Below are 14640 nucleotides of genomic sequence, written 5' to 3'. Positions count from 1 at the left end.
AAATATCAAAAACTTACATTTTATTATCCTTAAAGAAACTTTAACTTTATATATGCTACAAAAAGCTAATCAATAAACATTTATATTAATTAAGAAATAGCCTATTAAGAAGGGAAAATTAAGAAATGCCTAATACAAAAATAAACTTCGCATTATTTGAACGAATTCAAAGAGGTGGATATGTTCTTTATTTAAGACACGCTAAGCCAATGAACGATACATTAAGTGAAGAAGGGAGAGAACAAGCTAAAAAAATTGGACATATTTTTAAGGAACATCATATACCTATTCAATATCCTGTATTGACAAGCCCTATTGCTCGTACAATAGAAACAGGAAAACTAGCTTTTGGTGATGGAGATCAGCACACAAAAATATACGAAAATTTAAAATTTATTGATGATTTATATAAACCAAATAGTAATCATCCAATAAAGAAGGATTTAATTGCCTCTTTTGAAAAAAAGCCTTCCGAAAATCTAAATGCAGTATTTGTTGGTCATGATCATTGTTTTCAGGAATCCCTACAATGCCAAAATGATATGGATTATTTTCTTTATTATCTGGATACCGTTGTTTTACAACCAAAAGGTCTAGGAAATGGTTTTGAATTTGTAGGGTTAATATCTTTGAAGCAATTTATTGCATGGAATAATTATAATTAAAACTGGTTTTGAATTTTTTGTTATTTAGTTAATAAAATCTAATATAAATATATATCTTATATATATTTAAAATAAAAAGATAAAACTTATATAGGATTGATAAATGTACGTTTATCCTTACTGTAACAATGCCTTTTAACATTCCATAGCGTAAAAAATCATAAATGGTGGAATCTAACAGTGGAAAAATAGGTATTATTATAATCTCTAATCTACAAAAAAACATAAATGAAATGTAGTATTCCTACATAAAAAATGAAACAAATTAATACATTAATAAACATATTTATTCAATTGTAAAATTCCATATGAATGCACTGGATTTCCACAATCTTATTATATTTATACACAAAAGATTCACATTACATGTGAATTAATCAACATAATCCAGGTTTAGCACATAACTAACATTGATATTGATGATTTTTGGTAGATAAAGACGTAGATACTATTTATACCAACGATATTTACACTAAATTGCTCACATTATATGTTATTTATATACTTATCCACGAAATTTAATTTTTTTCTTATGATTTTTTGTAGGTATTTGGATGTATATAGACAGCTTATAACATGTCTATATGAAAGCATGTGTGGAAATTTAGATAGGCACCATTCTATTTTTGTATATAAGTGCATAAAAAAAGATTCTATTATGAATAGAATCCAGTAAAGTTACTTACTGTGAAGAGCAAGTAAAATTCTTTTAGATATACGTATCAACACGAATAGCCCTCTATCTTGAATTTTTTCAAAAATAGAGAGCTGATTATAATTAGTTCGTTTTCATTGCTGTCAGTACTTGCTCAGCTGTTGTTACTCGAATACCACCGCGGATTAACTGTTCAAAGGCACGAATAAATTTTATTAAATTGAAGCTATCTGGTACTTCAATAACACGAAGCTTTTCTTTCGGTAATCTATCTATCTTTTCAATGAACAATTCACGAACATCACTAGGAATAATACGCTCTTTATGTCCTCTTGCTTTTAAGAGTTCACGTATTTCAATTTCTAAAGCAATATAAGCATTTAGGTTTGCACCTTGTTCATAGGCGTACTTTCTAAATAACGTTTCTTCTTGATACTTTAGATAGTTGCGGTGATACGATTCCTCTGTAACAGGTACAGCAAATTTGTAGTTTAGTAACTCATATGTTTTGCGGAACAGCTTTTTGATGTTTCGAAGAGAATACATAGAGAAATGCAATCCGAAATCAAATACAGCTTGTTCTTTTTGTTCTTTTGGAACATGTTGTGTAATAAGAGGGTAAATCCCCTCTTTAGCCGCAGTATCAAGAATTTGATATTGTGATGTTTGATTTAATAATTTTTTTAGAGTATAGACTAATTTACTTGGATATTCTTCATTACGATCTATCATGTCACGTAAGCTATGAATTATGCTTCGAATTTGTCGATGGCATGTATATTTAAGTACATGAATGAATTTGTTCATGTCTTTTGCAAATTCACCGATATTCATCTCTTGTAGTACGGATTCGATAAAACGAGCTTTACGAGCATAAGTAAGCTTTGGTGTGAATGGATCGCGATACTGTACTTCCCCTGTTTCTTTTGCACATAAGAAATCTGTATGTAAAGATAGATATAGAGTCGTATATCTTTTTTTATTCTTAACTCCTTTTTGCAATTTGCAAATTTTGAATAATGGAGTCCCTGTACATGGTAATGCAGTTGTTAATTCTGTCATAACTGCGCGGATTTGATGAGGATATTTTTTATGTAAAAAGCGATAAATCCCACCAAAATGAGTTTTATTCCCTTTTTCATCCTGTTTGTCTAAGGAACGTTTTAGTGTAGTTTCACTATGTTGTTGCATAGCAATATCTAAGAATAGCTTCTTAGATGCAACTGATAGTTCAAAGAAAGCTTTCGTAAATACCACTGGGCTAATATAAACATATGCATTGGCTTTTTCAGTTTCTTCATTCATAAAATGAGTTAATTTAATTGTATATCGACCATCTAATTCATTTTCAATCGTAATAATGTTATGTATACTTAATTTCTTTAATGCAATATAGAATTGAGAATGCTGTATATAAGCAAATTCTTCTTTATATAGTTTGTAATCTTCCCACATCATATGTATTGTTACATTTGGAATGACCCCATTCGTGTAACATTTTTTATGTAGATATAAGAAGACTTCCAAATCTGCGTTTGTAATGCCATATAATTTATGCTTTCTTCCCATTGTTTCCGAAATAGCAGATAGTGTACGACGTGAAAAAGATGGTTTAGCCTGTGCTACGAAGCCATCCACATCGGCAATACGCTCCTCATATGTCATATGATCCACAATATCCTCAAGGTATGTGTCTTTATAGCTGTAGTATTTCTCTTCAAAAGTTTCCACAAGTTTTTGCCAAGATTTCAGTGTTACTAAAACCGCATTTGTAGATTGTCCATTTAGACTACGTTGATTACGAATAATAAATGATTTTCCCATCTTTTTCACCTCCTACCTATAAATTCAGAAATAAATGCCAATAAACTATAAAATATACCAATTTTGATTATACCAAATCGAAATTTGCTGAAATGCGTCCCTTTAAGAGAAAAAATAAAAAGATGAAACGCCCTTTAATCCCTTGTGTACCAAGGGGTTAAAGGATTGTTGTATTTTTTTTTATGGACATGATATGGCTATAGATTTTCATATTGGTAGAAAAGAAGAAAAATAGAAAATAAACCTTCTAAATGTGATAAAATCAGCGTTTATATCAATTTTTCAAAAAATAAAAGGGACATCATATGGCTATGGATTTTCATGTTTATAATTGTGAGTTAAAACACTAAAACCTTTTGAATAGTGATGTTAATGGGGTTTATCTATAATTTTATAATTTTAAAAGGAACATGAAGTAGCTAGGTGGATTTTCATGTTTGGGTGAAAAAAGGGACATCATACAGCTATAGGTTTTCATGTTTCATAAATATGTGAAAACAGAGATAATAACTTGAAAACCCCCGAGATAAAAGGATTTATGAGGTTTTTATCTGAAAAGAAAGGGACATCATATAGCTATAAATTTTCATAACTAATAGTATAGCTTTAATAGAAAAGCTTATATATCAAGCTTTAAGCACTTTTAGAATAAAATTTCGAATTAGTAAAAAGAGTTACATCATGTAATTTTTTGTTTCATGTTTTGGTGGAAAGGGCAATGATATGGCTATAAATTTTCATTTTTGATGAACTTGGGGGGTTCAAAGTGAAATTTATATTTTCATCTTTACATTTTTTAGCTTCATCTCTTTAATAAATATGAATAATATTGCCGAAATGCTAATAGGAAAAGAGCGTATGGAAAAAGATTGGTTATTGAAAAAATTGCTATTTGGATTTTAAAAATCAATTGCGTCTTGTATAATCAGTTACAGAGCGGGCTATAAGTATACAAATTAGAGCCCTTAAGATGTTAACGTTGAAATGAAAGAGTGGAAGATTCCGACTACGTTTCTAGTTTTATATAAAGGAACATCATATAGCTAATTGTTTTCAAATTAAGATCGACAATAAATAAATGTATATAAGGAGCCGAGTTTATATGGAAGACGTTCTTCAATTGTTTAGAGATGCACTGTCAATAACAGAACCACTGTATAAACAGAATGAGCAGTTGTGGAGTAAATGGAATTCCTATTATATTGAGGTTAAAGCAGATAAAAGTAAGATTGTGACTTCAGAATACCTTTCTCCATCATTTTCAATGCTTGTACAGTGGCTAGAGCAACAACAAAGAAAAGGTGTTTCTTCTCTAGATATATATAGAAATATAGAGGATTATAGATTAATCATCGATGAGACAATAGGTGTCTTTATTGAACAAGAGTTTCGTAAAAATCAAACAGTTAGTAATAAAGTGCATACAGCAACAAGTGAATCAGATGAAAACACATTGAATGAAAACTATTTAGAAGTAAATAACTCCGCTGTGTATTATAAGTTAAGAGATGGAATAGCTAAAAATCAATTTGAAGAAGATGAAAACACACGGTTAAAAACATATCCTATTGAAACAAAAGATAGTAATGGAGTAGCACAGCTTTCATCTCACAAAGATGAAGATCTAAAGTTAACGAATATTGAAGAGGCAGCAAGATGGAATACCTTAGTAGACGGTGTAATGAGTAATATGGATGATCTAACTGCAGATTGTTTAGATACCATCACGATTCAATGGTTGAATGAAGCAAAATCGCCGGATGAATTTATTGATTTTTCATATGAACAAGTTTTAGAGATGTGCAGTATTTCAAAGGCCAGGGCAAATGGTGTTGAATATTATAGGGTGGAAGATAAAATTAAAGTAGCGAAGCGGATTGCAGCCCTAGCGAGTATTTTTATATATCTAAATGATGACAATGAAGTAGTCGTATTAAATGATCGTGCTGAAACAGGTAAGCATTATGAAGTAAAACGTGAGGTAATTAAAAGACTATTCGTATTAGATTCTGTAGTTCTATGGAGAGATAAAAATACAAACGAATATATGGGAATAGAATCGTGCCGAATCAAACCGGGAAGTTTCTTATCTGGATATTTATATGGATCTAATAGTACTACTGCATTATTATCAAAAAAGGCACTTGAATATAATAGTTATAGACACAAATATCATAAAAGGTTAATTCGATATTTGACATGGCAATGGAGAATACGTCAAATGTTTTCTAGTATACAAAGACCGTATTCTATAGGTGGAGATAAAGGTTTGTTAGCAGTTATGGGTATAAACCAGAAACAAAAACCTAATCGTATTCGTGAACAATTAGAAAATGTTCTTATGGATTTAGAAAAAGAAGAGGTAATTTCTCATTGGGAATATGATAATGGTTTAGAAGAAGAAAAACTGACAAAGAAGAATTGGTTTAAAAACTATTATTCACAGTTAGGAATAGTAATATTGCCACCTCAAGAACTAATTAGTTCAATGGAAAAATTAGCAAAAAAGAAAACAATTGATACAATACATGAGGAAAGTCAGCCAATAAAAATTATAGAAAAACCATTAGATACGAGTGAAAATGAACAAGTAATTAGAGAGAAAATAGAGTTTGTGCATCTGAAAAAGAATATAACTATGCGAGAACTTTCAATAGAGATAGGTATATCGCAGCCTACTCTTTCAAGATTTTATCATAAAAAAACAAAACGACTCTCTAGTACGGCGAGAAGCAATTTAAATCAATGGTATAAACGACAGTTAATTATTGATAAGATGTAAGTTGAAAATAAAGTTCTAAAAAAAGAGTCCTATTTCTAGGACTCTTTTTTTATGTTGATAGCATTAATTACCAAATAAACTTGCTGTATCAAGATCTTCATATTCATCATTCAAAGTATTTGTTTCAGATTTAGAAACGTCTTCTTTTTTTACATCTTCAGTATCGGATTTCTTTTCAGGAGCCCCAATTACTTCATTAGGAGATTTAATCTCATGATGGATGTTTTGGTCATCATTTTTGATAATGAGATTTGAATCGTTCGATAGGACCCTTTTAACCTCATTTAAAAAATCTTTATCTTGAAGTAAGATTTCTCTTTGCATTTGCTGTTGAATCTTATAGTCACCAACATCTTCTAAGCCATGTTTATCAATGAAGTAACAGACAAGTTTATATAGTGAATCTGCTATATTCCCTTGAGATTCAAACCATTTAAAGAACTCCTCGTTCTCAATTTTTTTGAGATTCCAAAAGAAAGATTCCCTTTTCTTGTCGGCCATATTATCTCACCTTTTTTCGAGTAAGAATTTTCTTGATTACTTGCATACCTCTAGCATTCATATCTACAGCATATTTTTCTGGAATCCATAATAAGTACATACCAACTTGTTCACAATACTCTAATAGTTGATTATATAACTCATCTTTAAAAGTAACACTTCCGCCACCATATACACATAAAATTTCAGCTTCACTAGCTGTATTGCTTACATATTTTTCACTTGCATCTTCTAAGATAAGTTCAGCCTGTTCCACTTTTGTAATATTAAAGTACCCAGTAGCTTCTTCATGGTATTTATGATCTCGATCTTGAAGGATTTGTGAGAATTGTTGGCGTTTAATATTTGTTCCACGTTCTTGGTTTAATAGCTTAACAGCTTCTTCTGTAGCATGCCCAACTCCACGTCTTTCTCCACTACAAGCATCAATGACTGGATTTACGCCAACTGTGTATATATACTCAGTTGTTCCATCTCCAATATCGATATGTAAGATTTTTTTGTTCTTAAAGAATGCTTTTTTTACTGTCTCTACCTCAAGTTTGTCTTTATATAGTTTAATAAAGTCACTAAACATATCTTCTTCGCCTTCAAGGATTGCATATAATGGAGGAACACCTTCTTGGGTAATATTTGCACTGTTAAATGTTAAGCTGACTGTTACTTGTTCTTCTCCCACATAAACAACTACAACATGATTTGAATTAGTAAAACGTTGCTCTAGGTGCTTAGCGTTTACAGGTGTCCATTGGCTAGCTGGAATAGCTGAAATAAGATCAACAGTCACATTAATTGATTGTGGCAGTTGTTCCGTTCTTTCCCATTCAAGCTGGACGGATTTATTTGCAATTAGTCCTAGCATATTAATTAATGGCAAATCATCATTATATTTTTGACCTACTTTAATGTTCATGTTTTTTGGGTTCTTTCCTGTTAGCATCGCTCGATTACCAATAAAGTACATCCCAGATCTTCTAATTGATTTACTAGCAATATTTACAAACATATTGTCTACTAAATTAATTATATTTTTTTGAGTGTTTGTTTCTGTTACATTGGGCATTGAGTAAACGCTTTGATATACGTTTTTCATTTTTATGTATTCACCATTGATATAACCTTTAAAAGAATCGTTCCCAATATCACCTTCAATGTCTATATGAAGATTATTCCCTTTTAAATCTGTCATTATACATCACCTCTATAATTTTTATTTCTTATTTATATTTGTTAGATATATTATAACTTAAAAACATAGTAGAAACAAGGGTTTTAGAGGATTTTACAGCAATTAAATATAAATTAGATATATTATAGATATAGTTTTAATATTAATTGAATTCGACCTGTTATTTAGGTTGGTAGGTTGGGTTTTTATTGCAAATTAATATCTAATAAATATTTAATAGATATTAAACAGAAATTTATTAGAATTTATTTCAGTATGTTTGCTGGATTAATTATTTTTTAGTTAACTGTATGTTTGGTATGTCATTTGTATAAGCCCTGGAGAAGTTTTCTATATGCATTGAATGGATTCCTTTAAGATGTTTTTAGGAATTAAAGTTAGACTTAAAAGTTTAAATTATAATCTTCTTAAGAAAATCTGATTTTTTGTGAGGGTGTATTTGAATCCGCTAACAAAACAAACGTTATCGAAGTGTTATTTTAGTGTTTAAAATTACATGAACGCTATCCGTTATTATGGCGATTATCCCTTTAATACCAACGTTTATAGGGTTGTTCATTGAAAAGGATATGAATAAGATGTTTGTTATCTATTCCTATCTAACTATTCGCCACTTAACAGCCTCCAGGACTGTTTGAAGTGTGAAATTTCTAATTCAGTGGGCTACTCTTTTAGTCCCTACAGTTAAAAGATAAAACAGCTTCGTTTCTAAGATTTAGTCTCGCGTAAATATCTCTATTGAAATATGTGCTACAGAAATCTTAGATTTTTAATGTCTTTATTTGGGTAACCACAACTTACTTTGGATATTATTTTGTTTGGTGAGCTCTGTAGAGTAAGAATTATAAATTAATCCTTTTCTTGTTTCTTTATCGTGTAATTCTATAGAGCAAGTAAACCATTAAATGCATTAATTTAGAGTGTTTTGCTTTCTTTAATCGATGTATATAATGTGAGTTCATAGTTTACATTATATGATTTGGTATGGCCCTCTAGGTCAAAAGTAATAACTGATAGACTGTTTAAGTTAAAGTGTTCAAAAAGTAATAATGAAAGCATTAATTAGAGGGAGTACTTTGTATATGATCCAACTCAATTATTTAAGGTGGAATTCAGTTTTTAGCAAATAAAGTAGTTAGTTGAACTTGAAAGTTTAATACTTTTAAGATGATTTAATGTTTTAGAGAATGCAACTAAATTAACTATTGTATAAACTTTATCAAAGTGTTATTTTAGTGTTTAAAATCACGTGAACGCTATCCGTTTTTGTAGCGACTATCCTTTTTATATCAATGTTTATGAGCCTTTAAGAGAAATGTGACTTATACTAAGGTAGCTTATAGGGATTGTTAAAAGATGTGTTGGTAAAGCTGAAAGTTCAGGAGCACATTATTTTAACATTGTAGTTTTATTTAAAATGAGCTATCATGCGATATTTGTAATAAAAAAACGTAATTTAAGTATTCAACATATAATTGCATTACAACAAGATTAAAAGAATTATAGGATGAGCGCTTATAAAGCGTTAATTTAACACTTTATAAAACGTGAACGCCATGCGTTCATAAACCGTTAAACCCATTTCTGTAGGGGGAGATATCCTTGCTTTGGTCCGAAAGTATAAAACTATTAAAAAGTTAGGGAATTACAGAACCTAACCAAGCTTCCCAAAAACCAATAAAAAACATTGTGCTAATTTTTGAAAATCATGATCAATACATGGATATTAATTAATACTGAGGATCTTTGCAATTCATAGGAAAGGCCAAAGAAATATGTATATAATTCTTGTCACGGTGGAATTGTCTTAAAACGCAATACAATTGCAAACAATAATCTAAATTTCATACAAGATTGAATTTAAATTTAAGTTGAGGAATAACTATATAGAATTTAAGTATACACACACTGAAATTTAACATGAATACTAAGCGTTTATGTCGCGCTCTTCCTTTTAATTTGATTTGCTGAAATTTAGAAAAGGAATTAGGGAAAAGATGGGAAAAACGGGGATTCTTGAGTTTTTTTCAGTTGATAACATTATAGTTTAAATCAATTTACTATCTATGCATTGTACTTAGAAGGTATGTATGAAAGTTATTAAAAAGATTATAACTATAAAAACATTTGATGAGTGGTAGTTAGATTTGTATTATTAAAATTTCACTTTATTTTTGAAGTTAAATAGGTATTAAAAACAGACATAAGAAGAACTCCTTTTGAAGATCTATATTTAGCATTGTGAAGATGGGTTAAAAAATAAAAAAAAGCGGTAATTACCGCTTTTTTTTATTGGGATACGTATTTGATAGAAAATGTAACCCCCAATTAGTTTCGATTAAACAAACGTTGAATGAACGTTTTCTTAGTGTTATCCAGTTGTTCTTGTCGATCTTCATTTAGCAATTGAATTGTTTTATCTAGTTTTTCTTGTAGTAATTGAATTTGTAAATCTTTTTCTTCTTTTTCTGATCTTTCTTGTAATAATAAATTAATAATATCTTGGTTTTGTTGTACAATTTTTTCTTGTTGGTTAAACATATAAGAAAACTTATCTTGAATTATTGAAATATCCGTCTGTGAACGTTTCTGAAGTGTTACTTCAGTATCAATTTCTTCCTGAACGCTATCCGTTTTTCGTACGTTTTCTTCAACTATATCAATGCTTCGCGTAGCGGCTTCTTCTAATTTCCAGTTTTGATTTAGGTATTCCTTCATTTGTTTTAAAATATCTATATCATTTTCATAATAAATTCGTTGGTTACGTTCATTTCTTTCAAATATGTACTCCATTTTTTCTAGTTCAATTGACCATCTACGAAGTGTATTAGTATTAATATCTAGTTGCTTTGCTACTTCTTGTGCAAAATATCCATATTCCAAACTTTACACCTCCATTATTTGTGTGTTAGATATTCTTTCTTTATTAGTAGGGGCATTCCTCTAATAATAGAGACTTTTATAGGGCTACAATGTAAAAGGACTTTACTACCTTCAAAAGGGTTCCTGAGCAGATACTTGTCTTTTAGATTAGTCTATGTATCTAAAATTGTGGTTAATTAAATTATAAACGCTATCCGTTTTGATAACGTTCACCTTTGAAAACAAGAAAATATTTATTAAACAATACGATAATTAAAGGCTTACTTGAAATTTTATTATTAGAAATTTGATTCCGATATAAGAATTTTACTAGATATATGTGTAAGAATCAAAGCTTTCATTAATAGAATTAGCATCTAGCTAATATTTTTTCAATTTGAAATACATTAAAAGTTTATAAGGGGATCTTTTGGAACGCTATGCGTTTAAGTAGCGTTTTACTAGTAAAAAATAATACTCAATTTAAAATAGGGATATTTCTAATAATATTTTTGACTCTTAAAACGACTTAAACTTCGCCCAAAATACCTCTAATAATTTGTAAACTTTTATAAATTATTAGAGGTATTTAATCATAAACAGAAATAATGTTACAGAAGTTAAGGGAGAAGGGGAAGCACCCCATAGATTCAATTTAAAATAAATAGAATTTTATCAGATTTTAGGGAAGTCAATAACAAATATCTACATAATTATTTATATATTTTGCAAGTTGAACCGGATTCCCTAAAATTAGACAAAACAGGATGAATTCCAGAATGCTATATTAAATAAATCTTGTTTTAAAAATTAAAACCAATAAAAACATTAGAATATATTATGATGCCTTTAAACTTACTCTGGCAAGATATTCAGGATTTTCTCTTAGTAAATTTCAAATTAAATTTGATAGTTAATAATGAATTAACCATAAACAAATTATGGTTAATTGTATATGTAAATTGCCCAGAACTTCATAGAAAGGTTCTATAAAATGCTTTGGATATTGGAGTTTCTTGTGTCGAATAACAACAAATTTATGATTTTTTTTAGTAGATATGACAAATAGCCTTGCTATATTTAATTTTTTTAAGCAAGGCTAGATACTAGTATGATTTTTTAAAATTAATTAGTTTCTTCTAAGAAATTATAAAAAACAAATTCTCTTTTTTTATTTGTACCATGTAGGGATTTCTTCTCTATTGCGTTCTGATTTCTTCGTTCCCAGTTTTGCTTAGATTTTTGTCCAAACATTTTTATGAAATGCGCGGGATTGCTATTTTGAGCTTCATTGTATTGAAACCATTGCACACATTCTTCAAAATCCCATCTAGCATAGCGGTCGATATAAGATGGCATCCTTAAAGCAATTGTGTATGCATTCTTTTCACTAAGATGATTTAGTTCTTGACTTAAAATGTAGTAATAAGCCTTTTTCTGATCCTCACTCAAATAATCATTTAAGTCTTGTAATCTATTACTTTGTTCATTTCCCTCATGATTTATAGCGGGTTTTGATTGTTCTTCAATGCCGAATAGATTTCGGGAAGGTGAAGGTTTAAAATTGTTTTTTTGCATAACTTCAAGATCTGTTATATCAGACTTTTTATTAATCTTGTTTTTTAAAAATCTAGTGAAAGTAGAACAAACATTAATTGCTACAGCCCACTTTATTTTGAAGTATTCAACGATTTTTAAATAGTTATTATGTATTGTTAAAATGTAAATAGATGGGGCAATCTTTCCATGCCGCCTTACCTTTATTTGTTGGCATACTCCTAAATCTTGCAACCAATTAAATACGTAGTTAATAACAGGCTTTGAAATGCCAGATTTTTTGCTGATGTGTTCTTGTCTAACTTGACTATAGCCTTCTTGTACTAAATAAGATAAAACAGTCTCTAAAGCCTCATATTTTCTTTTGGTAAGATAATCTTTAGTGGTAACCCCTTCATATTCAAGGACAATATTATCAATATAAGTAGTAATTTTCTTTATTGCTTGATTTATAGCCCCAGAAGTCTTTGATAAGTGTTTGATACGGGGACTTAATTCAGCTTTTGCTCGACTTAACAAAAAGTTTTGTAAAATCACAAAAAATCCTCCTATTTCTCCCACTAAACACATACAGAAAAAACATGAAAAAATAGAGGTTCTTATTCACATTAAATTCACTTTATGTTATAATTATCGTCATAAGTGAACATTAAAAATGTTAAACAAGACCCTTGCTATTCTAGGAGTTTTAAATTGGTTCATGTCGCCAAACTAGAGACCAATTTAAAACTGAGTATAGTGGGGTTTTTTTTATGTCTACATATTTTAAAAAATCATTTTCGCTTCAAAATACAATCTTTCTTTTTATCTTATATTGTTATTAAAATAATATCAATCCCCTCAAGTAGCCTTTGTTATCCCATCTGTAAAAAACATGTAAATTTATTCACTCTAAAAACATATCTGAATTTAAAAGCTTGTATTTCCTTATAAGGTTTTGAATTTTCTGATAAATAAATATAAAATTTTTATAATGGGCACTTTACACATAACTATAAGACCTTCGTGTTAAAATATTTCTAATTATACAATTTATGAGAAAAATATTAAGTTATATAATATAATGACAAGTTTTGATTACCCGATTATAAAAGTTAATTACTAACCTCCAAGAATATATCAAAATACTACACTATAGATTAAAACGTCTTTTTAATAATTTATATTGGGTGATGTGTCTTGTGCTTGGAAGGGGGCTTTACATTGGAGAATTTAATGGGGAAATTGTCGGAAATTAAAACTAAAAAGAAAATAAGTAGTAGACAACTAGCAAAGGAAATTGGAACAAGTAAAACAACAATTGATAACGGACTTCAATGTAAAACAGAAGAATTTAAATTTGAGATTTTCTTAAAGTTAGTTCAAGCCATTTGTGATAGTTCGGAAGAGCAAACAAAAATTATTCATGAATATATTCTTCATTGTAAAACACCATTAAATGTACAAAAGGCATTATGCTATTGCCAAGCAATGGGAGAATACAAATTAATAGCAGATATTATAGAAAAGCATGCGGATACAAAGGGATTAAAGAAATACATAGCGGTTTATAAAATACAGAATAAAAGAAATCAAAACATAGCAAGAGGTCAGCAACTACTGGATGAGATGTATGTTAAAGATTTCTCTTCAGATACGGTGTGCCAAGCAGCCTTAAACATTTTATATATGGAAGCTATGTATGATAAGCAAAATTATAATGCTGTTATCCCTTATGCTGATCGTACAGATGTTATTTTACAAGAAGTAAAACAAGAGTACGTTAAGCAATGCTTGGAAATGAAATATAAAGAACGATTGGCTTATATATATTTAATGAGAAATGACTTAGAAAGATGTCGCAATACATGTTATGAAATTCTGGATTCTGAATTAGATATTTCTATTATCAAAGCTACAGCTTGGTGTTGTTTAGGAGAAAGTTTTACATTTGAATGCTCATCTACAGCTGAGAAGTATATTAAGAAAGCTATTTCTCTTTGTGAAAGTATTCAAGTTCCACAAAAAACACAAAAATATGTAGCGTTTCATACGACACTAGCACATTTATATATAGAAAATGGTGTTAATTTGGATGAGATAAGATTTGATCTTATTCATTTATCTGAGAAAGCTTTTTTTGAATGTATGCATGGTGATTGGGAAACAGGAATTAAGCTATATGAAGAACTGAGAAAAGATGGAAAAAAATTCACGGCTTTTCAACAGTATTCGTTTTCGAAAGTAAATAATGATATAATAGGATTAAAAGAATCTTTAGAATCTTTCGAATTGACAGGTAATATATTTTATTCGCAATACGTCAAGAAAGAGCTATTAAAAGAAGAGGTGAAGTCAAGTGAATAAATTTTTAGCGGTTACGTTATATACCGTAATGCTATTGACATCGTTTTTTCAATTAGAAACACCAGATTCACAACATGCAAAAGTGCAAGATACAAATAAATATGTTATGCAAAGAATGGTCGACCCCGGTGGTGGTTAAGCCGTTTAAGCAAGAAAGACGCTACTAAAAAGTAGCGTCTTTCGTACTTTATAATGATGGTTCATTATTTAAAAGCATAAAAATTTCGTGCCACTAACACATGAAAATATAAAAAATTCA

General features: G+C 29.4%; 9 protein-coding genes. 4 read left to right on the top strand and 5 right to left on the bottom strand.

The window, feature by feature from the left end; all coding sequences use genetic code 11:
* Positions 1 to 125 precede the first annotated feature (125 nt).
* Positions 126 to 665 (top strand): histidine phosphatase family protein, encoded by a 540-nt coding sequence (locus ACTFR3_RS27750; protein ID WP_440045051.1) that lies wholly within the window; start codon positions 126 to 128, stop codon positions 663 to 665.
* 778 nt (positions 666 to 1443) lie between these two features.
* Here the strand turns inward: ACTFR3_RS27750 and ACTFR3_RS27745 are convergent.
* Entirely contained in the window at positions 1444 to 3144 is a 1701-nt protein-coding gene (locus ACTFR3_RS27745; protein ID WP_440045049.1) for a hypothetical protein, read from the bottom strand.
* Between the two features lie 1102 nt (positions 3145 to 4246).
* Here ACTFR3_RS27745 and ACTFR3_RS27740 point away from each other — a divergent pair.
* Positions 4247 to 5926, top strand: a complete 1680-nt coding sequence (locus tag ACTFR3_RS27740; protein WP_440045048.1) for a helix-turn-helix domain-containing protein — start codon at positions 4247 to 4249, stop codon at positions 5924 to 5926.
* A 63-nt stretch (positions 5927 to 5989) separates the two neighbouring features.
* Here the strand turns inward: ACTFR3_RS27740 and ACTFR3_RS27735 are convergent, their stop codons facing one another.
* The 4 genes from ACTFR3_RS27735 to ACTFR3_RS27720 all read right to left on the bottom strand — a co-directional run bounded on the left by ACTFR3_RS27735 (position 5990) and on the right by ACTFR3_RS27720 (position 12572).
* The gene (locus ACTFR3_RS27735; protein WP_440045047.1) at positions 5990 to 6427 is read right to left on the bottom strand and encodes a hypothetical protein; all 438 of its coding nucleotides are present in this window, start codon (positions 6425 to 6427) and stop codon (positions 5990 to 5992) included.
* 1 nt (position 6428) lies between these two features.
* Positions 6429 to 7616, bottom strand: coding sequence for a ParM/StbA family protein (locus ACTFR3_RS27730; protein WP_088080615.1), 1188 nt, complete (start codon positions 7614 to 7616; stop codon positions 6429 to 6431).
* A 2328-nt stretch (positions 7617 to 9944) separates the two neighbouring features.
* Positions 9945 to 10499: a MerR family transcriptional regulator gene (locus ACTFR3_RS27725; RefSeq protein ID WP_440045045.1), complete on the bottom strand. Its 555-nt coding sequence runs from the start codon at positions 10497 to 10499 to the stop codon at positions 9945 to 9947.
* Positions 10500 to 11603: 1104 nt separating this feature from the next.
* On the bottom strand, positions 11604 to 12572 hold the full coding sequence (locus ACTFR3_RS27720) for a Replicase RepFR55 (RefSeq protein WP_440045044.1): 969 nt from the start codon (positions 12570 to 12572) through the stop codon (positions 11604 to 11606).
* A gap of 678 nt (positions 12573 to 13250) precedes the next feature.
* Here ACTFR3_RS27720 and ACTFR3_RS27715 point away from each other — a divergent pair.
* The gene (locus ACTFR3_RS27715; protein ID WP_440045073.1) at positions 13251 to 14381 is read left to right on the top strand and encodes an AimR family lysis-lysogeny pheromone receptor; all 1131 of its coding nucleotides are present in this window, start codon (positions 13251 to 13253) and stop codon (positions 14379 to 14381) included.
* Positions 14374 to 14520, top strand: coding sequence for a hypothetical protein (locus tag ACTFR3_RS27710; protein WP_001031951.1), 147 nt, complete (start codon positions 14374 to 14376; stop codon positions 14518 to 14520). The genes ACTFR3_RS27715 and ACTFR3_RS27710 overlap by 8 nt, the downstream gene beginning before the upstream one ends.
* Positions 14521 to 14640 lie beyond the last annotated feature (120 nt).

Origin of the sequence: Bacillus cereus group sp. MYBK14-1 (genome assembly GCF_051916885.1) — a bacterium.
Taxonomy (GTDB): domain Bacteria; phylum Bacillota; class Bacilli; order Bacillales; family Bacillaceae_G; genus Bacillus_A; species Bacillus_A cereus.
Note: the sequence above shows the minus strand (reverse complement) of the source record. Positions and strands in the feature narration are given on the sequence as shown.